22 protein-coding genes are annotated in these 23,424 nt (G+C 63.0%); 6 read left to right on the forward strand and 16 right to left on the reverse strand.

The annotated features are described in order from the left end of the window. Positions 1–4: 4 nt before the first annotated feature. The 3 genes from G9U53_RS14980 (at position 5) to G9U53_RS14990 (ending at position 2,583) form a co-directional block, all read left to right on the forward strand. On the forward strand, positions 5–760 hold the full coding sequence (locus G9U53_RS14980; protein WP_081558035.1) for a sirohydrochlorin chelatase: 756 nt from the start codon (positions 5–7) through the stop codon (positions 758–760). Between the two features lie 94 nt (positions 761–854). Beyond that, the gene (locus tag G9U53_RS14985; protein ID WP_030536614.1) at positions 855–1,631 is read left to right on the forward strand and encodes a DUF998 domain-containing protein; all 777 of its coding nucleotides are present in this window, start codon (positions 855–857) and stop codon (positions 1,629–1,631) included. A 55-nt stretch (positions 1,632–1,686) separates the two neighbouring features. Next, the gene (locus G9U53_RS14990; RefSeq protein WP_064689230.1) at positions 1,687–2,583 is read left to right on the forward strand and encodes a universal stress protein; all 897 of its coding nucleotides are present in this window, start codon (positions 1,687–1,689) and stop codon (positions 2,581–2,583) included. Between the two features lie 125 nt (positions 2,584–2,708). Here the strand turns inward: G9U53_RS14990 and G9U53_RS14995 are convergent, their stop codons facing one another. From G9U53_RS14995 to G9U53_RS15015, 6 genes are all read right to left on the reverse strand, one after another. Further along, on the reverse strand, positions 2,709–3,758 hold the full coding sequence (locus G9U53_RS14995) for a sulfate ABC transporter ATP-binding protein (protein WP_165638855.1): 1,050 nt from the start codon (positions 3,756–3,758) through the stop codon (positions 2,709–2,711). Beyond that, the gene (gene cysW, locus G9U53_RS15000) at positions 3,755–4,561 is read right to left on the reverse strand and encodes a sulfate ABC transporter permease subunit CysW (RefSeq protein ID WP_003944503.1); all 807 of its coding nucleotides are present in this window, start codon (positions 4,559–4,561) and stop codon (positions 3,755–3,757) included. The genes G9U53_RS14995 and cysW overlap by 4 nt, the downstream gene beginning before the upstream one ends. Continuing rightward, positions 4,558–5,406 (reverse strand): sulfate ABC transporter permease subunit CysT, encoded by an 849-nt coding sequence (cysT, locus tag G9U53_RS15005; RefSeq protein ID WP_003944556.1) that lies wholly within the window; start codon positions 5,404–5,406, stop codon positions 4,558–4,560. Before cysT ends, cysW begins: the two co-directional genes overlap by 4 nt. Before the next feature lie 7 nt (positions 5,407–5,413). After that, positions 5,414–6,445 carry a sulfate ABC transporter substrate-binding protein gene (locus G9U53_RS15010; protein WP_003944569.1) on the reverse strand — a complete coding sequence of 344 codons (1,032 nt, stop codon included), beginning with the start codon at positions 6,443–6,445 and terminating at the stop codon, positions 5,414–5,416. Positions 6,446–6,641: 196 nt separating this feature from the next. Continuing rightward, positions 6,642–6,731, reverse strand: a complete 90-nt coding sequence (locus tag G9U53_RS34185) for an Ms4533A family Cys-rich leader peptide (protein ID WP_309599318.1) — start codon at positions 6,729–6,731, stop codon at positions 6,642–6,644. Between the two features lie 123 nt (positions 6,732–6,854). Further along, the gene (locus tag G9U53_RS15015; RefSeq protein WP_003944489.1) at positions 6,855–7,061 is read right to left on the reverse strand and encodes a hypothetical protein; all 207 of its coding nucleotides are present in this window, start codon (positions 7,059–7,061) and stop codon (positions 6,855–6,857) included. Between the two features lie 82 nt (positions 7,062–7,143). On the opposite strand from G9U53_RS15015, the gene G9U53_RS15020 reads away from it, so the two are divergent. After that, positions 7,144–9,102, forward strand: a complete 1,959-nt coding sequence (locus G9U53_RS15020) for a glycoside hydrolase family 15 protein (RefSeq protein ID WP_003944557.1) — start codon at positions 7,144–7,146, stop codon at positions 9,100–9,102. A 57-nt stretch (positions 9,103–9,159) separates the two neighbouring features. Here G9U53_RS15020 and G9U53_RS15025 read toward each other — a convergent pair whose 3' ends face one another. From G9U53_RS15025 to lepA, 3 genes are all read right to left on the reverse strand, one after another. Further along, entirely contained in the window at positions 9,160–10,140 is a 981-nt protein-coding gene (locus tag G9U53_RS15025; RefSeq protein WP_207624322.1) for an ABC transporter substrate-binding protein, read from the reverse strand. Positions 10,141–10,220: 80 nt separating this feature from the next. Continuing rightward, positions 10,221–11,150, reverse strand: coding sequence for a nitronate monooxygenase (locus G9U53_RS15030; protein ID WP_030536619.1), 930 nt, complete (start codon positions 11,148–11,150; stop codon positions 10,221–10,223). 6 nt (positions 11,151–11,156) lie between these two features. After that, positions 11,157–13,049, reverse strand: a complete 1,893-nt coding sequence (gene lepA / locus G9U53_RS15035; RefSeq protein ID WP_003944564.1) for a translation elongation factor 4 — start codon at positions 13,047–13,049, stop codon at positions 11,157–11,159. 72 nt (positions 13,050–13,121) lie between these two features. Between lepA and G9U53_RS15040 the strand changes: the two genes are divergently transcribed. Beyond that, positions 13,122–13,655 (forward strand): type II toxin-antitoxin system PemK/MazF family toxin, encoded by a 534-nt coding sequence (locus G9U53_RS15040; protein WP_064689233.1) that lies wholly within the window; start codon positions 13,122–13,124, stop codon positions 13,653–13,655. A gap of 30 nt (positions 13,656–13,685) precedes the next feature. Here G9U53_RS15040 and G9U53_RS15045 read toward each other — a convergent pair whose 3' ends face one another. The 4 genes from G9U53_RS15045 to G9U53_RS15060 are packed head-to-tail and all read right to left on the reverse strand — an operon-like array spanning position 13,686 to position 18,011. After that, complete coding sequence (locus G9U53_RS15045; RefSeq protein ID WP_019749045.1) at positions 13,686–14,459, reverse strand: aquaporin; 774 nt, start codon at positions 14,457–14,459, stop codon at positions 13,686–13,688. 59 nt (positions 14,460–14,518) lie between these two features. Next, positions 14,519–15,349 (reverse strand): transglutaminase family protein, encoded by an 831-nt coding sequence (locus tag G9U53_RS15050; protein ID WP_007731033.1) that lies wholly within the window; start codon positions 15,347–15,349, stop codon positions 14,519–14,521. Between the two features lie 8 nt (positions 15,350–15,357). After that, entirely contained in the window at positions 15,358–16,329 is a 972-nt protein-coding gene (locus G9U53_RS15055; RefSeq protein ID WP_003944483.1) for an alpha-E domain-containing protein, read from the reverse strand. Between the two features lie 56 nt (positions 16,330–16,385). After that, positions 16,386–18,011, reverse strand: coding sequence for a circularly permuted type 2 ATP-grasp protein (locus tag G9U53_RS15060; RefSeq protein WP_003944471.1), 1,626 nt, complete (start codon positions 18,009–18,011; stop codon positions 16,386–16,388). Between the two features lie 197 nt (positions 18,012–18,208). Between G9U53_RS15060 and rpsT the strand changes: the two genes are divergently transcribed. Continuing rightward, complete coding sequence (rpsT, locus tag G9U53_RS15065; protein ID WP_003944567.1) at positions 18,209–18,469, forward strand: 30S ribosomal protein S20; 261 nt, start codon at positions 18,209–18,211, stop codon at positions 18,467–18,469. 672 nt (positions 18,470–19,141) lie between these two features. On the opposite strand, the gene holA is transcribed toward rpsT, so the two are convergent. From holA to G9U53_RS15080, 3 genes are read right to left on the reverse strand one after another with little or no spacing between them, the layout of a single operon-like run. Then, the gene (holA, locus tag G9U53_RS15070) at positions 19,142–20,119 is read right to left on the reverse strand and encodes a DNA polymerase III subunit delta (RefSeq protein ID WP_003944476.1); all 978 of its coding nucleotides are present in this window, start codon (positions 20,117–20,119) and stop codon (positions 19,142–19,144) included. After that, positions 20,116–22,476: a ComEC/Rec2 family competence protein gene (locus G9U53_RS15075; RefSeq protein ID WP_165638856.1), complete on the reverse strand. Its 2,361-nt coding sequence runs from the start codon at positions 22,474–22,476 to the stop codon at positions 20,116–20,118. The genes holA and G9U53_RS15075 overlap by 4 nt, the downstream gene beginning before the upstream one ends. Then, entirely contained in the window at positions 22,473–23,354 is an 882-nt protein-coding gene (locus tag G9U53_RS15080) for a ComEA family DNA-binding protein (protein ID WP_007731028.1), read from the reverse strand. Before G9U53_RS15080 ends, G9U53_RS15075 begins: the two co-directional genes overlap by 4 nt. Between the last annotated feature and the right edge of the window lie 70 nt (positions 23,355–23,424).

Below are 23,424 nucleotides of genomic sequence, written 5' to 3' on the forward strand. Positions count from 1 at the left end.
GTCGATGGTTCCGCTCATCGCTGTTGCGCACGGTAGCCGTGATCCCCGTTCTGCTCGGGTGATCGCGGCTGCTGTGGCAGCTCTTCGTGAAGTCCGGCCAGACCTCGATGTCCGGCTGGCGTTTCTCGACCTCAATGCACCGTCCATCGATCAGGTCCTGGACGGGGTTGCACACGACGGCCACACTCACGCCGTTGTTGTTCCGATGCTGCTGGGCAATGCCTTCCACGCCCGGGTAGATCTGCCCGGACTCTTGGCCGCTGCCGCGACACGCCACCCCCAGTTGACCGTGTTCCAAGCAGACGTACTGGGTCGCGATGCTCGGCTGATCGAGGCAGTACGCGAGCGAATTCTCGAAGCGGGTGCCCGGCCGGACGATCCGTCGGTCGGTGTCGCTCTTGCGGCAGTCGGCTCGTCCGATGCGCGCGCCAATGCCGCGACCGCAGAATTGGCGTCCACTCTCCTCGGCGGAACCAACTGGTCGGGCGTTCGAATCTGTTTCGCGACATCCGCGGAACCGACAGTTGCCCAGGCGATCTCCGCACTCGAGCAGGACGGCGCCGAACGTGTTGTCGTCGCGCCGTGGTTCTTGGCTCCCGGCCTACTGACCGATCGACTCAGCGCTGCCGCAGCAACTGCATGTCCGCGCGCGCGTTTCGCCGACACGATCGGTGGGCACTCTCTACTGATCGAAACGATGATCGACCGTTACCGACAAGTCGCTGATGCACTACCCGGCCGTCTGGTCCGCTCCGCCTGATTCGGTTTCACAGGCCGTTATCAGATTGTTACCGTAGTGTTGGATCTGTCCAGCTCGCGAAGGTACCTCCTTCGCCTGCGAAACAGATCTTTGGGTGCAATCCCCTCAGAGCGCCGCGAGAGGGAACACCATCACTCACAATCTTCGCCTCGGCACAGCCGGCATCGCATGGGTCCTGTCGGTGCTCTACCTGCTTGTCGAAATCTTCACAGCCGGAGCATGGAAGACGCCGTACAGCTTCGCGCGCGACTCCATCAGTTCGCTGGGCGTGACGACATGCAGCGTGGATTCATGTTCGCCGATGCACGACGTGATGAACGCGGCCTTCATGATCCTCGGTGCGCTCACCATCCTCGGTGCGGCCTTGCTGCACAAGTACATTCCGGACGGTCGTGCGAAGAAGTGGATTCTCGGTCTTGCCGTCGTCGTTGCATTGAGCACCGCGGCCACCGGCCTCTTCCCGGCGAACGACGGGACCTTCGTTCATTGGACCGCCGTACTTCCCGGCTTCGTCGCACGTCATGCCGTTCTCGTCCTCATGGCAATTCAATTCTGGAAGCACAGCAAATGGATCGCAGTGTGGTCAGGGCTGTGCGCGGCTACCGGAATCGTCGGTGCCGTACTGCTTCTCGGACGAACCCTCACTTTCGGCCTTGGTGAACGCCTGACGCTGTACCCGCTGCCTATGTGGATGGCCGTCACCGGCGTCGCGGCCCTGCTCGCGTTGATGCGCCGAACCGTGTTGAAGAACGTGGAACTGACACTGTCCGGTAACGGATTCATCACCGCTCTGTTGTCGTTGCGCCCGCGTCGATCTCGCGCGGCAGTGCCCACCGACGTTCTCGCACCACGGGAGCTGACCGGTTTGTAGCGAACCGGGGGTGAGCAGGGACACACTGGTAAGGAGGCGACGCGAGGAGACTTCCATGACCAGTGCATCTGTTCGACACGGAATCGTGGCCGGTATCGACGGCTCGGCAAGCGCGGTCAACGCCGCGAGGTGGGCAGCTTCGGCTGCAAAGAGATTCGACGAACCACTTCGCCTGACCCACGTGCTGCCAGGACAACCCGAGTCCGGTGGCGGTACCAACGTCACCGACGAAGAGATGTTCGACCACCACCTTCGCGTCGAGGGTGCAAAACTGCTCGACGAGGCCGAGGACGCCATCCGCGATGATCACACCGACGTCACCGTCGAACGTGGCCTCGTGACCGGTACTCCCGCAACCACACTCGTCGAACTCTCGAAGTCGGCTCGCATCGTTGCACTGGGTCAGGCCGGTACCAGCGAAATGCAGTCCGTGTTTCTCGGATCCGACACCATTCGGGTGGTCAACCGTGCGCACTGTCCCGTGGCCGTATTCCGCGGTACGGGTGATCACGCGATGGCCGACACCAGGCCCGTCGTCGTCGGCGTCGACGGGAGCAAGCTCAGCGAACTCGCCGTCGCGCATGCCTTCGAATTTGCCGCGTTCCTCGGCGCACCTTTAGTTGCGGTCCACACGTGGAACGAGCACGCCTCGCTGGGCGGGTACTCCGAAGCCAGGCGCTTCGTCGACTGGGGACCGTACGAACAGCATGAGCATGCACTGCTGTCCGAGTGCCTCGCCGGCTGGACGGAGAAGTACCCCGATGTCGAAGTCACCCGCAGTGTCCAGCGCAGCGGACCGATGAAGGCACTGCTCGAGCACTCGGCGGAAGCGCAACTCGTAGTCGTCGGTAGCCACGGCCGCAGCCCGTTCATGGCGTCGATAGTCGGATCGACCAGTCAGAGCCTCATCCACCACGCCCAGTGCCCGGTCCTCGTCTGCCGAGAGGGCTGAACTCGTCTCGCTGTTGCCCGACCACCTGCTCTGAGCGAACGGCACTTTCGGCGCCATCAGGAGGCCGAAAGTGCCGTTCGCTCAAACAGGAGTGGGGGTACAACAGGTCAAACAGGGCGAGCGGGTCACACCTGGCCGACCACGCTCACCGTGACCGGCTCCTGCACCGGCGTCGACACCGGGGTCTCCGGCAGATCCGGCACCCGGGTAGCACGCGCGTACACCGTCTCCCCCGCCTCGAGGTGCAGCGCTGCACTGTCACCGCGCGTGACCTGAGCCGAGAAGAGCTCGCCGGTTGCCTCGTTGCGCAGGTCCACTCGAACCTCGAAGCCGAGGTACACGACGCGCTCGACTGTTGCGCGTGTGACGCCGAGCGACTCGGCCGTTCCGGATTCCTGCGCGAGAGCCATGCTCGGATCGCGGCCGAGACGGATGTCATGCGGACGGACCAACTGCCCGTTGAGGTTCGCGACGGATCCGAGGAAGGACATCACGAAGTCGTTGGACGGGCGGTCGTACAGGTCGGCAGGTTCACCGATCTGCTCGATCCGCCCCTTGTTCAGCACCGCGATGCGGTCGGCGACGTCGAGAGCCTCTTCCTGGTCGTGGGTGACCAGGACGGTGGTGACGTGCACCTCGTCGTGCAGGCGACGCAACCACGTGCGCAGGTCGGCACGCACCTTCGCGTCGAGCGCGCCGAAGGGCTCGTCGAGCAGGAGCACCTGCGGATCCACAGCCAGAGCGCGTGCCAACGCCATGCGCTGACGTTGACCGCCGGAGAGCTGCGCGGGGTACCGATGCTGAAAGCCGTCGAGACCGACGATCCCCAGTAGTTCGTTGACCTTCTTCTCGATCTCCGGCTTCGGGCGCTTGCGGATCTTGAGCCCGAACGCCACGTTGTCGCGCACGGTCATGTGCTTGAACGCCGCGTAGTGCTGGAACACGAAACCGATGTCACGCTTCTGCGGCGACACGCCGGTGACGTCCTTGCCTGCGATGGTGATGGTTCCCGAATCGAGTTCTTCGAGCCCTGCGATCGAACGCAGCAACGTCGACTTTCCCGAGCCACTGGGCCCGAGCAATGCCGTCAACGAACCCGAGGGAATGTTGACCGTCACGTCGTCGAGCGCCGCGAAATCACCGTAGTTCTTGCGGGCCCCGGTCACTGTGATCATGTGGTGCTCCTCTTACGGTCCAGCAGCGTCATCAGCAACAGGACAATGATGGCGATGCCCATCAGCAGCGTTGCCGCCGAATACGCACCAAAGGTGTTGTGGTCGTCGATGTATCGCGAGTGCACCAGCAACGTCAGTGTCTGGGATACCCCCGGGAAGCCGGAAGAGACCATGATGACTGCGCCGAATTCACCGAGCGAACGCGCCACCGTCAACACGATTCCGTATGTCAAGCCCCAACGGATCGCGGGCAAGGTGATCCGCCAGAACGTCTGCCAACCAGAGGCACCGAGCGTCGCGGCTGCTTGTTCCTGCTCGTCGCCGATCTCGTGAAGTACGGGTTCGACTTCCCGGACGACAAAGGGGAGCGTCACGAAAATCGTCGCGATCACCATGCCTGGCAAACCGAAGATGACCTTGAACCCCAACGATTCGATTCCGCCGAACCAACCGTTGGCACCCCACAGAAGAATCAAGGACACACCGACGACGACGGGCGAGACTGCGAAGGGCAGGTCGACCACCGACTGCAGAACTCCGCGGCCCGGGAACCGACCACGGACAAGAGCGAGTGCGGTGACCACACCGAACACGACGTTGATCGGGACCACGATCGCCACGATGATCAGCGAAAGATTCAGCGCGGAGATCGCTGCCGGTGTCGTGATCGATTCGAGAAACGGGCCGATTCCGTTCTCGAACGTTCGAGTCAGGATCACACCGATCGGCACGACCAACAACACGAACAGGTAGACGAGAGCGATGGTCCGTAGACCGATTTTCGATCCTCTGGACACGTTCATCGGGAACTCTCCTCACGTCGCTGTCCCCGCGAGGCGAAGATTCGCAGGACGAACAGCGTCACGAATGCGATAGCCAGCAACGCTACCGAGACGGCAGCGGCGTTGGTCGGACGATCGATCTCGATCTGCTGCTGAATGTACTGCGACGTCATCTGTGTCACGCGTGGGATGTTGCCGCCGATCAGAACGACCGAGCCGTATTCACCGATCGCTCTGGCGAACGCGAGGCCCGCACCGGAGATGACGGCAGGCGCCAACGTCGGGAGAACAACCGAGCGAAAGATCGTCCAGTTGGAAGCTCCCAACGACGCAGCGGCTTCCTCGACTTCGCGGTCGACCTCCATCAGCACCGGCTGCACGGAACGGACGACGAACGGCAAGGTCACGAAGGCCAATGCCACGATCAGTCCGGGCTGAGTTGCATTGAGGTGGATGTCGATCGGTGACTGCGGGCCGTAGAGAGACAGCAGCACGATCGACGCCACGATGGTCGGCAGTGCGAACGGCAGATCGATCATCGAGTTGACGATGCGCTTGCCCGGGAAGTCGTCCCGGACCAGCACCCACGCGATGATCGTGCCCATCACGACGTTGATCAGTGCCACGATCACCGAGACCAACAACGTCACGCGCAACGACGCCAAGGCGACGGGTGCGGTGATGGCGTCCCAGAATCCGGAGATCCCCTCGTCGAACGCGGTGGCGGTCAACGCGGCGAGCGGAAGCAGAACGATCACGGAGAGCCACAGAGTGGCCACTCCGATTCCGAGCGGCCCCACACTCCCCGTGACCCGCGCGAGTTTTCGCCGACGAGCCACGGGGGTGGGGTCAATAGTGTCAGTCACGTCAGTCTTACTTGGTCGCGTTGTCGTAGATCACTGCGATCGAACCGGTGTCCTTGGTGAACAGAGCACTGTCCACGGCCTTCCAGCCGCCGAGGTCTGCAATGGTCCACAACTTGGTCGGCTCGGGGAACTTGTCGGTGAACTTGGCAGCGACGGCGGGATCCACGGGACGGAATCCTGCTTCGGCCCAGAGCGTCTGCCCCTCGGTCGTGTACAGGTAGTCCTTGAACGCGGTCGCCTTGTCGAGGACCTTGCTGTTCGAGATCACGGCAACGGGGTTCTCGATCTTGAAGGTCGTGGGCGGGGTGACGTGCTCGACCGGGTCGCCGTTGCCTTCGATGAACAGTGCCTCGTTCTCGTAACTGATCAGAACGTCACCGCTACCCTGCAGGAAGGCTTCCGAAGCCTCGCGTCCCGACTTGGGCTGGATCTTGACGTGGTCGTTGACCAAGGCGGTGACGTAGTCGAGACCCGCCTGCGGGTTCTTGCCACCGTCGCTCTTGGCGGCGTACGGCGCCAAGAGGTTCCACTTGGCCGAGCCGGAGCTGAACGGGTTCGGCGTGACGACCTCGAGGCCGGGCTGAAGCAGGTCGTCCCAGTCTTTGATGCCCTTCGGGTTGCCCGGACGCGTCACGATGGTGACTACCGATCCGAACGGAATTCCGTTGTAGGCGTCCTGGTTCCAGTTCTGATCTACCAGACCGGCATCGACCAGGCGGGTGATGTCGGGCTCGACGGAGAAGTTGACGAAGTCTGCCTCGGCGCCGTCCTTCACCTTGCGCGACTGGTCGCCCGAGGCGCCGTAGGAAGGATTGAAGTTGACGTTCTTGCCCTCGTCGGTCGCCTGGAAGGCTGCGGTGAGCTTGTCGAAGCCAGGCTTCGGCACGGCGTAGGCGAACAAGTTGATCGTGCCGGCGCTACCGTCGCTGGCGGCGCTGTCACCACCCACGGTGTCGCTCGAGCCACCACTGCACGCTGTGAGTACCACGGCCCCCATGGTCGCGATAGCAGTGAGAAGTGTGCGGGAACGGCGTTTCATTGCAGATACCTTCCTGAAAGGACTGACAAACGAGGGTTGGTCAAACGACAAGTCCGAGACCTCTGGGGCTGATTCCATCGGGATGTTCAGACATGGAGAGCCGACGGGCGATGAGCCCTGAATCGGTGGCGCGAGTTACGCGCAGAGAAGTTCGAGTGGGGTGCGCAGCACCACCGGAGAGGTCGAACTCAGGAAATCAACAACAGGCGACGTCAGCGACGTCGAGCATGCCGACAGCAATCAACGCCAACTGGTGGCGGATTACGGGAGCTGTTGCTTCGGACACGCGGTGGACTTTAGCAGAGCACCGGCGCCCGCTCTAATCGGGAGAACTAACGGGTGAGAAGCCACGCGACGATCACGAGGAGAATCAGGGCTATCAGGGCGAGAGTGACCCGTGAGCGGGGCATCAGCTTTCCTCTACTTCTCGAGAATTCCTACGCAACCAGCCGAAGAGCGGCAGAGCGAGAACGGCGGCCAACGCGCGATCCAGACCGATGGCCACCAGGCGGCACAGCGGAACGACGACGATCAGGACCAACGCGACCTGCGGGATGAACGGGAGCCCCGCCATCCACAGCTCGAAGCTGTCCCACCAATCCGCTATCCGATCCACGCCAACACCCTATCCTTCGGACGATACGGTCCCGACAGCGTGTGGATTGGACGTGTGCCGATTCTGGCCGGATGATGGCCGAATGAGTGCTGACGACGAAGTGGTGCAGACGATTCCTCCCGCCTCCACGGGTCACCATCGAAGCAACTTTCCCCCGATCGACGACTATGCGTTTCTTTCCGATTGCGAAACCTCGTGCCTGATTGCCCGTAACGGATCTGTCGAGTGGATGTGCGTTCCCCGCCCGGACTCCCCCAGCGTGTTCGGTGCCATCCTCGACCGCAGCGCAGGCCATTTCCGTATCGGCCCGTACGGCCAGAACGTGCCGGCCGCTCGGCGCTATCTGCCGGGTGGACTCATTCTCGAGACCACCTGGCAGACCGAGACCGGCTGGCTCGTCGTCCGCGACGCCCTGGTTCTCGGTCCCTGGCACAACGTCGACAAGCGATCGAACACGCACAAGCGCACACCGACCGACTGGGATGCCGAACACACCCTTCTCCGTACGGTCAAATGCGTCAGCGGCACCGTCGAACTCGAGATGAGCTGTGAGCCCGCGTTCGACTATCACCGTGGCACGGCGAATTGGGAGTACACCGGAAAGGTCTACGAGGAAGCAACGGCAACGTGTCGCTCCGCCAAGCCCGGAGACCATCCCACTCTGCGCTTGACCACCGACCTTCGACTGGGTCTGGAAGGTCGTGAAGCACGAGCGCGGACGCGACTGGTCGAAGGCGACAACGTGTACGTCGCGCTCTCGTGGTCGGATCTTCCCGCGCCGCAGACGTTCGACGAGGCCGCCGACAAGATGTGGCAGACGTCCAAGTCGTGGCGTGAGTGGGTGACGATCGGCAAGTTCCCCGATCACCCGTGGCGCGGATACCTACAGCGCAGTGCGCTCACACTCAAGGGGCTCACCTACGCACCGACCGGAGCCCTACTCGCGGCTTCGACGACCTCGCTACCGGAAACACCAGGCGGAGAACGCAACTGGGACTATCGCTACGCGTGGGTTCGCGATTCCACCTTCGCACTGTGGGGCCTCTACACGCTCGGGTTGGACCGTGAGGCCAACGACTTCTTCAACTTCATCTACGACGTGTCGAGTTCGGACAACGGTCAGCCGCATCCCTTGCAGGTGATGTACGGCATCGGCGGCGAGCGCACGCTCGAGGAATCCGAACTCAACCATCTGTCCGGCTACGACGGCGCCCGTCCGGTGCGTATCGGCAACGGGGCGTTCGATCAACAGCAGCACGACATCTGGGGCACCATGCTCGACTCGGTGTACCTCCACATCCGTACCCGCGAGCGCGTCCCCGAGGCGTTGTGGCCGCTGCTCAAGAAGCAGGTCGAGGAAGCGATCAAGCATTGGCGCCAGCCCGACCGCGGGATCTGGGAGGTGCGCGGTGAACCGCAGCACTTCACGTCGTCGAAGATCATGTGCTGGGTCGCTCTCGATCGCGGCGCCAAGCTGGCAGAGATGCAGGGCGAGAAGAGCTTTGCACAGCAATGGACGGCCATCGCGGACGAGATCAAGGCCGACATCCTCGCGCACGGTGTCGACTCGCGCGGAGTTCTGACACAGCGGTACGGCCACGATTCACTCGACGCGTCGCTCTTGTTGGCACCGCTGCTGCGCTTCCTGCCGGCCGACGATCCGCGCATCCGGGCGACGGTGCTGGCGATCGCCGACGAGCTCACCGAAGAGGGGTTGGTCCTGCGCTATCGCGTCGACACCACCGACGACGGATTGAGCGGAGAAGAGGGCACGTTCACCATCTGCTCCTTCTGGCTCGTCTCCGCCCTCGTCGAGATCGGCGAACTGGATCGGGCAAAGCATCTCTGCGAGCGTCTGCTCGGGTTCGCGAGCCCGCTCAAGCTGTACGCGGAGGAGATCGACGCGCACACCGGTCGCCATCTGGGTAACTTCCCGCAGGCGTTCACACACCTGGCGCTGATCAACGCCGTGGTCCACGTGATCCGCGCCGAGGAAGCTGCCGAAGCCGGAGCTTTCCAGCCCGCGCACAACGCGACCTAGACCCCCTGCTGTGCGCCTTTATTAACCGCCCGCGGTTAATAAAGGCGCACAGCAGGTCTAGCCGGCCACCGCTTCGAGCTGCGGCGTGATCGATTCGAGCGAGTACTTCAGCGACAGCGACGACGGAGTGTTCAGGCCGGCAACAGTCGGATAGTCGACGATGGCCAATCCGCCACCCTTGACTGCAGGCAGGTCGGCAAACCCCGGCAGCTTCATCATGTCGTCGAGCGACCCGCCGTTGGGCAGCAGCACCACGACGTCGGCGCTGAGAGCGTCGACCCGTTCCGGGCTGAGTATCAGCCGGCCACCGGTCACACCGGCCTCGTCGACCAGCTTGGGCGGCAACGACATTCCCAGACGCGTGAACAGTCCCGAAGCACCGTCCTTGGGATCAGCGACGATCACCAACTGCGACGTCGGGAAGACGTACTGCGACAAAAGAGCGGTCTTACCCTTCAGCCCCGGCAACCGCTGTGCGAGCGCATCGATCTGCCCGTTTGTCGCCTCGACGATCTCGTCGGCTCGCGACTCCTTGTCGAGAACCCGGCCGAGAATCTCCACCTGGTCCTGCCACGGATCGACCTGGACGTCGGACAGACCGGCAATGGTCGGAGCGATCTTGCTCAACTGGTCGAAATCGTCCTGATCGGCGACGGAGAACCCGCCGAGAATCAGATCGGGATCCAAGGCTGCAATTTCTTCAGCTTTGAGCGGGACACCGAACTGCTGGATCGCCGAGCGATCGAGTTCCTTCGCCGACGCGTCCACGCCACTCTCCCACGGGAACAGACCACGCTCGTCGCCCATCGGGCCGGCAGCCAGGTACCCCACCGGCTGGATTCCGAGTTCGAGCAGAGCGTCGAGCCACTGGGTGTCGGCCGCGACGATGCGCGTCGGCGTCCCGGTGATCGTGGTGGCGCCGAACTTGTGGTCGATCGTGGTGACCCGACCGCCCGCGATCTCGTCGGCGTCCGAGGACGAACATCCGCTGATACCTACGACCAGCGCTCCCAAGAGAGCCACCGCCGAAAACTTCATCGCACGCACGAAAATACTCCTCCACTAGTTAGCAGAGGCTTACCTTCTCATATGGGACCCGGTTGTGTCCGACCTTGCTTTCAGGCGAAACGAGAGAGCAGACGCTCCGCATCGGCGCCGATGCGTCGAACCACGTCGCCGGCCGGATGGGTTCCGTGTACGAGTCCGACAGCTTCTCCGGCGTAGACGACTCCGCTGTGGGGATCCGACGGGTCGTACGCCTTCGCCAGCATTTCCTCATCGGCGTCGACTCCGTGCCAGGCGGCAGTGAACTCGTTGGCCACCGCGCGGCCACCCCACCGCTGCGGCCACGGTTGACTGCGCGCTCGGTCGAACACCGAGGTGTAAATCGTGTCGGCACTTCCGGCTTCGACGACGCGGTCGCGGGCATAGTCCGGCCCGACCGTCTCCGGGCTGGCGAGCAGCGCCGTTCCGATCATCACGCCTTCCCCGCCGGCTGCCAGGACTGCGGCCAAACCGCGGCCGGTCCCGATTCCGCCGGCCGCCAGTACTGGAAGTGATGTCGTTTCGAGGATCTCCTGCAGCAGCGGCAAGGTTCCGATTCGGCCCGTGTGACCGCCTGCCTCACCGCCTTGCGCGATCACGCCGTCGACACCCGCGGCCTCGACAATGCGAAGGTCTTCGAGCGTATTGATCTGTGACACAACGGGAATGCCCGCATCGTGGATTCGTCCGACATACGAGGCGGGATCACCGAACGACAAGGTGATCATGGTCGGCTCGACGGCAATCGCGGCGTCGAGCATCAACTCGTTCTCGGGCAGCGACCACGTCATCAGGCCGACGCCGAATTTTCCGCCGATCGACCGGGCCACCTCGGCTTCGGCCTCGATCCACTCCGGTGTGTTGTACCGAGCCGCGCCGAGCAGACCCAACCCGCCGGCCGCCGATACAGCTCCGGCGAGCGCGCCGCCCGCGCGCCCACCCATGGGCGCCCCGAGAACCGGGATTTCGATTCCGAACTCTCGGGACAACCAGGTGGTGACCATGCGCTCCTACTTCTTGGGCTTCTCGCCGACCGATTCCGACGTCAGGGCCGCCACGAATGCTTCCTGCGGCACCTCGACGCGACCGATGGTCTTCATGCGCTTCTTGCCTTCCTTCTGCTTCTCGAGCAGCTTGCGCTTACGGCTGATGTCGCCGCCGTAGCACTTGGCGAGAACGTCCTTGCGGATTGCGCGAATGTTCTCGCGCGAGATGATCTTCGCGCCGATCGCGGCCTGGATCGGAACCTCGAACTGCTGGCGAGGAATCAGCTCACGAAGCTTCGACGTCATGCGTCCGCCGTAAGCGCCGGCGTTGGAACGGTGCACGATCGAGGAGAACGCGTCGACGGCCTCGCCCTGCAGCAGGATGTCGACCTTCACCAGATCGGCCTGCTGCTCACCGGCCTCCTCGTAATCGAGGCTGGCATAACCCTTGGTGCGGGACTTGAGGGCGTCGAAGAAGTCGAACATGATCTCGCCCATGGGCAGTTCGTAGCGCAGTTCGACGCGAGTCTCGGAGAGGTAGTCCATGCCGCCGAGCTCACCGCGACGGGACTGGCACAGCTCCATGATGGCGCCGACGTACTCACTCGGGGCGATGACGGTGCATTTGGCGACGGGCTCGTAGACCTCGCGAACCTTGCCTTCCGGCCAGTACGACGGGTTGGTGACGATGACCTCGGCCCCGTCCTCCATCACGACGCGGTAGACGACGTTGGGCGCGGTGGAAATCAGTTCGAGGCCGAACTCACGCTCGAGGCGGTCGCGGGTGATCTCCATGTGGAGCAGGCCGAGGAAGCCGCAGCGGAAGCCGAATCCGAGGGCAACCGACGTCTCGGGTTCATACGCCAGCGCCGCGTCGTTGAGACGGAGCTTGTCGAGGGCATCGCGCAGCACGGGGTAGTCCGAGCCGTCCATCGGGTAGAGGCCCGAGTAGACCATCGGCTTGGGATCGCGGTAGCCGACCAGCGGTTCGGTCGCGCCGTTGCGGGTGGTGGTGACGGTGTCACCGACGCGCGACTGGCGGACATCCTTCACACCCGTGATGAGGTAGCCCACCTCGCCGACGCCCAGACCGATACTGGCCTTCGGCTCGGGCGAGATGATGCCGACCTCGAGCAGTTCGTGTGTGGTGCCCGTGGACATCATCGTGATCTTCTCGCGGGGACGGATCCGACCGTCGACCACACGCACGTAGGTGACCACGCCGCGGTAGGCGTCGTAGACAGAGTCGAAGATCATCGCGCGGGCGGGACCGTCAGCATCGCCGACAGGCGCAGGTACCTGCTTGATCACCTCGTCGAGCAGTTCCTTGACACCCATACCGGTCTTACCCGAGACGCGCAGGACATCACCGGGCTCGCAGCCCGTGATGTGCGCGATCTCTTCGGCATAGCGGTCGGGATCCGCGGCCGGGAGGTCGATCTTGTTGAGGACGGGAATGATCTTGAGATCCTTCTCCATCGCCAGGTAGAGGTTCGCCAGCGTCTGAGCTTCGATGCCCTGAGCTGCGTCGACCAGCAGAATTGCACCCTCACATGCTTCGAGCGCGCGGGAGACCTCGTACGTGAAGTCGACGTGGCCGGGTGTGTCGATGAGGTGGAGGACGAACTCTTCGCCGTCGACGGTCCAGGGCAGACGAACGTTCTGGGCCTTGATGGTGATGCCGCGTTCACGCTCGATGTCCATGCGGTCCAGGTACTGCGCACGCATCGCCCGCTCTTCGACCACACCGGTGAGCTGAAGCATGCGATCTGCCAGCGTCGACTTACCGTGGTCGATGTGCGCGATGATGCAGAAGTTCCGGATCTGCGCAGGATCCGTGAACGTCTTGTCGGCGAAGCTGCTGATGGGAGACCCCTTAGTCGGACCGGCACCGGCCCGGATCCGGGCCACTGTCAACCCTCAGGATATCCAAGTCTCGGCGCCGCCGTACCAGGGGTTCCCACGGGTGGGTGATTATGCTCGAACGCTATGGCAAGCATGTGGAAGCAGATCGGCAGAACCCTCGGCGCCCTCGCGGTGGAGAAGGGCCCTGCGTTGCTGCGCCAGCTGCAGTCGTCCACGTCTCAGTCGTCTGCCTCGAAGCCGGGTCCGACCGGCCGCCCGATCGCCGCGCGAACGTCTCCGACCGCACATCGCGCCCGCAAGGTCGAGTACTCCCCCGACCTCGACGGCAAGGCCGATCCGGGCGAGATCGTCTGGACCTGGGTTGCCTACGAGGAGGATCCGACCCAGGGCAAAGACCGCCCGGTGCTGGTTGTCGGCCGCGACGGCGACACGCTGCTCGGCCTGATGTTGTCTTCGCAGAGTAAACGCCAGGGTGAGCGCGATTGGCTCGCAATCGGTTCGGGCCCGTGGGACGGCGAGGGAAGGCCCAGCTGGGTCCGGCTCGACCGGGTGCTCGACGTTCCCGAGAGCGGGATTCGGCGCGAGGGCGCCGTCATGGATCACAAGAAGTTCGACGCGGTCGCGGCAAAACTTCGGGCCGACTTCAGCTGGAGCTGAAGCCGACCCGAACGATGGAAACAGTATCGATCAGCTGTCCAGACGGTTGAACCGTCCGAAGAGTGCTCGATAGATGAGTGCACCGAGCGCACCGCCGATGAGCGGGAACACGATGAACAACCACACCTGACCGAGTGCACCGTCCTGGAACGGCGCGACAGCGAGGCTTCGAGCAGGGTTGACGGAGGTGTTGTCGATCGGGATCGAGATCAGGTGAATGACGGCCAGGGTGAAGCCGATGGACACCCCGGCGAGCGGCACGTCGGAGATCTGGTCGGTCGACGCGAGAACGACGAACACGAGCAGAGCGGTCAGGAGAATCTCGATGATCATCGCGGCACCGATGCCGTAACCGTCGGAAACCACCTGTCCGAGAAGATTCTTCTCGGCCGACGGACTGTGCGCGCCCCAACCGTTTGCACCCAAACCGTCAGCAGCACGGTTGTACGCCGGGAGACTGTTGGCCACCGTGTAGATCACGACGCCTGCGACCAAGCCGCCGATCACTTGCGCGACAACGTAAATCGCCGCATTGACGGCTGAGATTCGCCCGATCACGAATTGGCCGAGAGTCACTGCTGGGTTGACGTGGCAACCGGAAATCGGGCCGATCGCATATACGAGGAACAGCAGGGTCAGGCCGAATGCGAAGGCAACTCCGAGGTTGCCGACTTTCGCACCTGCAAAGACGGCAGTTCCGACTGCGGAGAACACGAGCACAAATGTTCCCACCGCTTCGGCCGCATACTTCTTCACATCCGAGATCGGTTCGATCTCAGTCAATTCCTGTGCAGTTGGAGACATATTCCCACCTTCTTCTCATCGAACGGTAGTAATGCTCACGCGCCTAGATTTGCCGGACTTTACGCAAGCCTGGTGATCTCCACAACAACTTCGAGATCTGTGGAGCGTCCACCGGAAAAGATTCCCTTCAAAGGCGGCACATCCGAATAGTCCCTTCCTATTCCGACCGAGACATGCTGTTCATTCACAGCTATCGCATTGGTCGGGTCGTATCCCCACCACGCGCCGGTCCACGCTTCGATCCATGCGTGCGATTCCCCGACCACCGTGTCCCCGACTGCCGCATCACGTTTGGGGTGGAGATAGCCGGAAACGTATCGACACGGTATCCCCATCGTTCGAAGCAACACCAAGGTCAGATGCGCATAGTCCTGGCAGACGCCTTTCCTGGCCGACCAGGCCTCCACCGCCGACGTATGCACTCCGGTCGTGCCGGGAACATATGACATTTCGCCGTAAACCCATTGCGACGCAGCCACTACTGCATCTTCAGGTGATTTATCTTTGCGCAATTCCTTGGCAATTGTCGCCAGCTTACGATCACGCGGAACATATCTCGTGAAACTCAGTTGTTCGTTGAATCGATCTTTAATCGCGTTTCCCGACAATTCATCCCAGTCGACGGTTTCCTCGGGCTGAACGAACGGTTCCGTCTCCACCACCGACAGCCCGGTCACTTCGAGTTCCGTATGCGGGGCGTGCAAGTCGAAGGCGGTCACCGCGGTGCCCCAGTAATCGGTGTATCGGTAGGAACGCGTTGCCGGCTGGGTTTCGACGCGCGTGAGTATCACCGTCTGCCTGGTGTCGCCGCGAGGTGTCAATCGCGCTTCGTTGTACGACGACGTCACCGGGGCGTCGTACGCATATCCCGTGGTGTGCACGACCCTCATTCGCCAGCTCACAGCTCTCCCTCCACCGTCGACTCCGCATACGCGGCGCCGGCATCCGTCCACGCGACCCACGGCGCAGCGTGGAAGTACTGCAATGCAATTGCCTCACCCAGTTCGCGGCAGGTCTCCTGCCAACCGAGCAACCGTCCCTGCAGATCCTCGAGCAACACGCCCTGCGGCAGGAACTCGAGTTCGCTGCGTGCGCGGCCCAGAAGCCGCGGCGCCTCCGCCCGGATTCCGACGCGACTGCCCGGCTGCGGGTCGAGCTCCTGCAGGCACTTCTCGGCCTGCCTGATCGAGTGGAACACCGAGCGCGGAAAGAGCCTGTCCAACAAGATGAACTCGACGACGCGATTGGCGTCGAGTGCTCCGCGATACGTACGCAGATACGTGTCATGTGCGCCCGCCGAGCGAAGAACGCTGACCCATGCCGGCGACGACGGGCGGTCACCGGCGCGCGCCAGAAGCATCCGCACGATCATGTCGACACGTTCGATCGACCTGCCCAGCAGAAGGAACCGATAGCCGTCGTCGCGACTGAGCGTGGAATCCGCCAGGCCCGCGAACATCGCTGCGCGTTCCTCCACATAGCGGAAGAACTCGTGTGGCCCCAGCCTGCGTGAGGCACGTTCACGCTCGGCCAGTCCGTTGTACGTGGTGTTCAGGCACTCCCACATCTCACTCGACGTGACCTCACGCGCCCCGCGAGCATTCTCACGAGCACTTGCCAGCGAGTCCACGATCGAACCAACCTGGTTGCGGCTGAACGCAACCAGATCGGTGAGCGAGCGCACGTCGAGCTTGCCCTCCGGCGCCTCGATGCCGAGGACACGCAGGAGCAGACGCGACGTGCGGTCCGGGTCGACGGTGGCGTCGTCGAGCAATTGATGGACGGCGACGTCGAGGATCCGAGCAGTGTCGTCGGCGCGCTCGACGTAGCGGCCGATCCAGTAGAGGGACTCTGCGTTGCGAGCAAGCATCGGTCACCACGCTCCGTTCACTGATAGTTCTTGGTAGCTGGGCACTTCCGAGGTGTTCACTGTTGCTGCTGCTGTTGTTGCTGCGAGGTGCTCAGTTCGGGACCCTGCACCGGCTCCGCGGATTCCGGGGGCTCGGACACCAGTTCCTCGCCTGACAACTCCGGGTCTTCGTCAGAGGTGCGACTCGCAAGCACCCACGTGTCCTTGCTTCCGCCGCCCTGGCTGGAGTTGACCACCAGCGAACCTTCCGGAAGTGCCACCCGGGTCAGGCCGCCGGGCAACACCCACACGTCCTCACCGTCGTTGACGGCAAAGGGCCGCAAGTCCACGTGGCGCGGCGAGAGAACATCGTCGATCTTGGTCGGCACCGTGGACAACTGCACGAGTGGCTGCGCAATCCACCCGCGCGGGTCTGCCTTGATCTTGCGGGTGATCGCGGCCAGTTCCTTGGGGCTCGCGTCGGGTCCGAAGACGATTCCGTAGCCACCGGACCCTTCCACCGGCTTGATGACCAGTTCGGCGACGCGGTCGAGGACTTGCTCGCACTCCTCGTCCAACCAACAGCGGAACGTGTCGACGTTCTGCAAGAGCGGCTTCTCACCGAGGTAGTAGTCGATGATCTGCGGAACGTAGGTATAGACGAGTTTGTCGTCACCGACTCCGTTGCCGACGGCGCTCGAGATCACCACGTTGCCCGCCCGCGCCGCATTCAGTAGGCCTGCGACGCCGAGAATCGAATCCGGACGGAAGTGCATCGGGTCGAGATACTCGTCGTCGATGCGGCGATAGATGACATCGACCTGGCGCTCGCCTTCCGTAGTGCGCATGTACACCATGTTGTCGCGGCAGAACAGGTCGCGACCTTCGACGAGTTCCACACCCATCTGACGAGCGAGCAACGAATGCTCGAAATAGGCGGAATTGGCGATACCCGGTGTGAGAACAACCACTGTCGGGTCCGCTTCGTTGAGTGCAGCACCCGCACGCAGCGCCCTCAGCAGGTGTGTTGCGTAATCACCGACCGCCCGCACCTTGTGGGACATGAACAGATCCGGGAACACCCGAGTCATGGTGCGACGGTTTTCCATCACATAGGAGACACCGGACGGAGATCGCAGATTGTCCTCGAGGACTCGGAACTCTCCCGCCTCGTCTCGGACCAGGTCGATACCCGCGACGTGAATTCGCACACCGTTGGGCGGCACGATGCCGGCTGCTTCACGGTGGAAGTGCTCGCACGAGGTCACCAAGCGGCGCGGCAACACGTGATCGCGCAGGATTCGCTGCTCGCCGTAAATGTCCGCGAGGAACAACTCGAGCGCCTTCACTCGCTGCTTGATGCCCTTTTCAAGCCGCGACCACTCCTGCGCGGCGATGACGCGCGGCACCAGATCCAACGGAAACGGTCGCTCCTGCCCGGACAGCGAGAACGTCACGCCCTGGTCGATGAATGCGCGTCCGAGTGCGTCGGCACGCGCGGCAAGGTCGGCGCTGCTCGTCGGCGCCAGGGCTTTGTACACACCCTTGTACGGACCACGCACCGAGCCGTCGGGCTCGAACATCTCGTCGAAAGCCAACTCGTAGCGACCGATGTCTGAATATCCGTCGAACACTGCGGCAGGACGCGCTCGGGTGGTGGTCGAACCTGTTTTACTCGAACTTTTCGAAGGCGGCGGCGTCATAGGGCAACATGCTGCTACAAGTGGGGCTATTCGGCAGCGCGGCGAGAAATCGGGCGCTCGGTGTACCCTTCTCGACAGACGCAACGTGCGACGGTTTGGGTTCTTGGGCCCTCGGCTGGTAATCTTGCCAGTCGGTGCATCAGTGCGCCCACAGCTTTCTCGACCGTAACCAGCTAAAGACGACAAGGATTTTACGCGTGGCCAACATCAAGTCCCAGGTGAAGCGAATCCGTACCAACGAGGCGGCCCGACTCCGTAACCAGTCGGTGAAGTCCTCGCTGCGTACCGCGATCCGTTCATTCCGCGAGGCTGCGGCAGCCGGTGACAAGGACAAGGCCAACGAGCTCCTCGTCTCCACCAGCCGCAAGCTCGACAAGGCAGCCAGCAAGGGCGTCATTCACGCCAACCAGGCTGCCAACAAGAAGTCTGCACTCTCGCAGGCTGCCAACAAGCTCTGACGTTTCCACTGTGACGGTTCGCCGTCACACTGGTTCGTCTCGATAGCCGCCAGGTCGAAAGACCAGGCGGCTATTTTGCGTATTCAATCGGGTAAGTGCGAAGACCCGCCATCCATGTCTTGCAGCGAATATGTGGAGCGGGCTGCAACCGTCTGATGATGGCGATCAACGGGCACGGGAAGCGCCCTCGCAGCTGGTTGTTCCCGACTGTCTTCTGGGCGGTCGTCGCTTTCGGCGTAGTGGCCGCCCTGGGAATCCCTCGTTGGTGGGAATCATTGACGGTTGCAGTCGTCGGAGGTGCCGCAAGCTACGGATGGTGTAGGCGCAGGCAACGTAGCGAATTCCGGATCTTCTTCGGCGTGATGTGTTCACTCGTTGCGATTCTGGCGTTTCTCGCCGTTGGACGAGCGGTACTCACCACCGTGAAGGTGCCGGTGGACACAATCGGCCAAGAAACCATTGCCTGCGGCAGTGTGGTGAATCCGGTGTCGCACGACTCACTACGGGTGACCGACATCAGAACAGGTGAACCAACGACACAGCCTCAGGCCATTCCGCATACTCAGTTGGAGCAAGCCTGCGTGAAACGCCTCGACTACCGGGCGGGTGAGGCCACGGCCGCCACTGTCGTCGGACTACTTCTGGCCGGACGCGCAGTAGGCCACGTTGTACTCAGTTCTTCCGCAACGCGCACACTTTCCGCACTGCCATCTCCAGGGCGAAGGACGAGTCGACTGCGGCACCCTTCACGTCGGCATTGAGGGCGGCGACGATCTGCATCGCAGCGCCGATCGACGTGGGATCCCAGCCGCCGACCTCCTTGATCGCCTTCTTGACCTTCCACGGCGGCATTCCGAGATCCGACGCCAACCGGAACGGGTCACCGCCCCGTGCAAACGGGCCGACCTTCGCGATGGTGTGGACTGCGTCAGCGAGGGCATCCGCGAGCAGAACATGGGCTGTTCCGATCTGATCTGCCCATCGGAGCGCCTCGAGCGCACCCCGGGTATCGCCGACGATGACTTTGTCGGCCACGTCGAATCCGGAAACCTCGGCCTTGCCCGAGTAATACTTGTGGACCGCATCGACGTCGATCTTGCCGCCCGTATCTGCCGCCAATTGCGAGCAGGCCGACGCTAGTTCGCGGAGGTTGGAGCCGACGCTTTCGATCATCGCGGCGATCGCATCTGGCGCAACCCTGACGTCTGCGGTCCGAAACTCACCCCGGACGAAGTCGACAAGCTGACTCTTGTTCAGTTTTCCGCAGTTGTGAACCGTCGCGCCGAGCTTCTCGAGGGCCGGCGCCAACGCTTTCGCGCGACCGCCGCCCGAGTGCACGACGATCAGAACCACACCTTCTGCCGGCTCGCGTGCAGCCTCCAGGACAAGCGCTACGGCATCTTTGCCTGCTTCTGCAGCCGATTCCAAGACGATCACACGGTCTTCGGCAAAAAGAGAAGGGCTGAGCAACTCGGCCAACTCGGGAGCATTGGTGTCGCCCGCGCGCATCTTGGTCACCGGGAGATCCGAAATACCCTGGCCGCGGTCACCGCGGACGGCTCTGATGAGCTGCGATACCGTGCGGTCGATCAGGAACTCGTCGTCCCCGAGAACAAGATGCAGCGGATCGACTCCAGACGGATTACTCACCCGAAGATGGTCCCACGAGGAACCGACACGATCGACACAGACCCGCCGCCCCCGCCGTACACAGCGACGGTGCCGTCGACGTCGGTCCGAACCACCGCCCCGCCCAATGAATCCAGTTCATCGAGAACCTCCGCATTCGGGTGCCCGAAACTGTTGCCGACGCCGACGCTGATCATCGTCAACCTCGGACGCACCGCTTCCAGAAATGCCGACGACGTGGTCCGAGAACCGTGATGGGGCAGCTTCAACACATCGGCCTTCACGTCCGTTCCCGATCGGAGGATGGCCTCCTCCCCCGCAACTTCGGCGTCGCCCGTCAACAGAATTCGACCCGCGCCCGTGTGCGCCATCACCACCAGCGACTGATCGTTGGCTGCATCTGCGGCATCGACGGAATCGCGGGGAGCTGGAACCAACGGACCGAGAACCTCCACGTTCACCGATCCCAGCGTCAACTCCATACCTGCGAGCAACGAGACAACCGGAACGGCCTGCGAGTCGGCGGCATCCTTCACCGCTCGAAAACCTGACTCCGGCAACAACATCGACCCGACTCCGATCGCAGCGACCGAACGCCCACTCAGGACTGCTTCCAATCCACCGATGTGATCGGCATGAAAATGACTGATCATCAGCAACGCGATGTCGTTGACGTCCAACATGTTCAGGCAACGATCCATCGACGTGGGATCAGGACCGACATCGATCACGATTACCCTGCCGTCTCCAGTCGAGAGCACAAGACCGTCCCCCTGACCGACGTCGCACATCACCAGCGCCCACCCCGGAGCAAAACGGCCACCCCCGAACACGTGTTGAAAGATCAGGGCCAGAACAACTCCCAGAACAAGAACGCCGAGCACCCATCTCGAAATCCGATTCCACAGCGTCAGGGCCGCGGCCAGTAGGACTCCCACGACGACGAGAGCACCGATGAGTCCTGACGGCACTACCACCGACGCTCCGGGAAGCGCCGCCGCCCGCTCGGACACGCACAGCAGCCACCCCATCGGCGGCCGCACCAATGGCGCGACGAACACCGCGATCGGTGGACAGATCAGCGCACACAAGGCAATCACCGCACCGAACACCGTGATGATTCCGATCACCGGCGCCACCGCCATGTTCGCGGCAATCGTGACCACGCTGAAGGTTCCCGCCATGGCGCCCACCAACGGTGCAGTCACGACAAACGCAGCACCCGAGACAGCTGTCATCTCCGAAAACCAACGGGGCCAGCCTCTTCGGCGAAGCACGTCTACCCACACCGGAGCAATGATCACCAGCGCGCCCGTGGCAGTAGTCGACAGCGCAAACCCCCAGTCGACGGCCAGCTCGGGCCTCACGACTACCAGAACGATGACGGCGGCGGCAAGCGCAGGCAGCGCCTGTTTGCGCCGACCAGTGACCAGACTGAGCAGGCCTACCAAGCCCATCACCGACGCGCGTAGAACACTCGGCGACGGCCTCGCGACGACAACAAAGGCAACGAGGGCTACCACCGCCAAAGCGGCGCCGACCCGTGGACTGAGCGCCGCGGCTCTGACCAACAGCAGAACGGCCCCGAGCAGAATGCTGATGTTGGCGCCGGACACCGCGGTGAGATGGGAAAGTCCGGCAACGGTGAAGTTGTCCTTCACCACCGGCGACAGCGCCGACGTGTCTCCGACGACGAGGCCAGGCAGCAGACCCGCCTGATCCGGCGGGAGTGCAGCCGAGCACGCAGCCGCGAAACGAATGCGCACCACACTTGCCCATCGCTGATACCAGGGCACTTCTCCCACCGCGACGGGAGGCCCTTCGGACGTGATCACGGCGAGCGTGGAATCGCTACGCCATGGCTGACTCGCCCGGCCACGAACCGTGAGGCTCTGCCCTGGAACAACTTCGAGCCACGACGAACTGGGCGCCCGGATGGTGACCAAGCCGCCTCCGGAGTACCTGCGGTTCTGGGCAGTCACCGAATTGACGGTTGCCCTGAAGACGACCTGACCTTGACCCACCGCGCCGGAGACCGCGCGCGGATCCTCCGAGGGTTCCACTTCGACACTCACCCAAGCTCCCTCGAGAGAAGCTCGGGTCAGTGGGTGCCTCTCCGCCTCGGACGCCCGCCACCCGCCGACGGCACTACACCCGGCACCGAACAGCAATGCAACCAACATGATTCGTACCCACCCCGCTGATGTCCGGCGCACAACCACGTAAGTGAGGAGTGCCGCTGGAACCGCACACGCCACCGCCAGTACCCACGCGGCGACCGGGCCGAACAGGATCCCCACCGCACTGCTCCCCCACACCGCGACCGCCGACAGAAGCAGTCGAGCGTCGAGGACCGGCGAGGCTTCCGGTTCGTTCACACCGACACCAGCACTCGCAATTTGGCCAACCTTGCCGGGCCGATCCCGTCGACTTCCCCCAATTGTTCTATGTCCGTGAATTTTCCGTTGGATGTGCGCCAGGAGATGATCGCCGCAGCCGTTACCGGCCCTACCCCGGGAAGCTCGTCCAGTTCGGCCTCGGTGGCGGTATTGAGGTTCACCAGCCCAGCCCCGCCGGATTCCCCCGTAGCTGCGGGGCTGGTCCCTCCTGCAGTGGTACTCGAAGAAACACCACCGGACTGATCGGCCGCACCAACCACGATCTGATCGCCGTCGACAAGTTTCTGAGCCAGATTCAGGCCCACCGTCTCCGCTCCGTCGAGCACGCCACCTGCCGCAGCAAGCGCGTCGGCGATGCGCGAGCCCGAATGAAGATTGACAAGCCCAGGCGTGCGCACGAGCCCGACGACACTGACCACCACAGCCTCGGGCGGCTGCTCTGCCACGACGCCGGTCGGTACAGGACTGGCTGATTCACCATCGCCGGCAGTCACATTCTTCTCCGTGACATTCTGGGGCGAGGGCAACGGTGGGACCGCCTGCATGCTCGGAGAATCCCACCACACGGCGAACAAGCCGATTGCCGTAGCCAGAACTGCAACGATCGCCAACACCCAGGTCGCCGACCGACTCGGGCGCCAACGTGTACCGCGCCAATGTTCGGGCAATCGGTCGAACCGTGACGAGTCGGGCTGAGCGTCGTAGTCGTCCTCGTCGAAGTCCCGAAGCCACTCGGGGGACCTCTCGAAAGACCCTGAATCCTCGAATTCGTCGACGTCCTCGTGTCGCCGCCTGTAGTTGCCGTCCATCGCCGCGAGGCGATCACGCGCCCGCTCGCGCTCCTCGCTGATCCTCATGACTGGACGCTAACGAGAGACCTCGCCGCCAACGACGAACAATTTGTATCTGTGGAGAACTCGCGGATTG

Origin of the sequence: Rhodococcus sp. D-46 (assembly GCF_011290655.1) — a bacterium.
Classification (GTDB): domain Bacteria; phylum Actinomycetota; class Actinomycetes; order Mycobacteriales; family Mycobacteriaceae; genus Rhodococcus_F; species Rhodococcus_F qingshengii.

Excerpts from the sequence above, each read along its gene's own strand:
- G9U53_RS15030 (WP_030536619.1), bottom strand. The coding sequence starts at position 11,150 with ATGGTCACCACCTGGTTGTCCCGAGAGTTCGGAATCGAAATCCCGGTT.
- cysW (WP_003944503.1), bottom strand. The coding sequence starts at position 4,561 with ATGAACGTGTCCAGAGGATCGAAAATCGGTCTACGGACCATCGCTCTC.
- G9U53_RS15025 (WP_207624322.1), bottom strand. The coding sequence starts at position 10,140 with ATGAAGTTTTCGGCGGTGGCTCTCTTGGGAGCGCTGGTCGTAGGTATC.
- G9U53_RS15045 (WP_019749045.1), bottom strand. The coding sequence starts at position 14,459 with ATGTCTCCAACTGCACAGGAATTGACTGAGATCGAACCGATCTCGGAT.
- G9U53_RS14980 (WP_081558035.1), top strand. The coding sequence starts at position 5 with ATGGTTCCGCTCATCGCTGTTGCGCACGGTAGCCGTGATCCCCGTTCT.
- G9U53_RS15010 (WP_003944569.1), bottom strand. The coding sequence starts at position 6,445 with ATGAAACGCCGTTCCCGCACACTTCTCACTGCTATCGCGACCATGGGG.
- G9U53_RS14995 (WP_165638855.1), bottom strand. The coding sequence starts at position 3,758 with ATGATCACAGTGACCGGGGCCCGCAAGAACTACGGTGATTTCGCGGCG.
- G9U53_RS15055 (WP_003944483.1), bottom strand. The coding sequence starts at position 16,329 with ATGCTTGCTCGCAACGCAGAGTCCCTCTACTGGATCGGCCGCTACGTC.
- G9U53_RS15040 (WP_064689233.1), top strand. The coding sequence starts at position 13,122 with ATGGCAAGCATGTGGAAGCAGATCGGCAGAACCCTCGGCGCCCTCGCG.
- G9U53_RS14990 (WP_064689230.1), top strand. The coding sequence starts at position 1,687 with ATGACCAGTGCATCTGTTCGACACGGAATCGTGGCCGGTATCGACGGC.
- G9U53_RS15050 (WP_007731033.1), bottom strand. The coding sequence starts at position 15,349 with ATGAGGGTCGTGCACACCACGGGATATGCGTACGACGCCCCGGTGACG.
- G9U53_RS15020 (WP_003944557.1), top strand. The coding sequence starts at position 7,144 with ATGAGTGCTGACGACGAAGTGGTGCAGACGATTCCTCCCGCCTCCACG.
- G9U53_RS15080 (WP_007731028.1), bottom strand. The coding sequence starts at position 23,354 with ATGAGGATCAGCGAGGAGCGCGAGCGGGCGCGTGATCGCCTCGCGGCG.
- G9U53_RS15060 (WP_003944471.1), bottom strand. The coding sequence starts at position 18,011 with ATGACGCCGCCGCCTTCGAAAAGTTCGAGTAAAACAGGTTCGACCACC.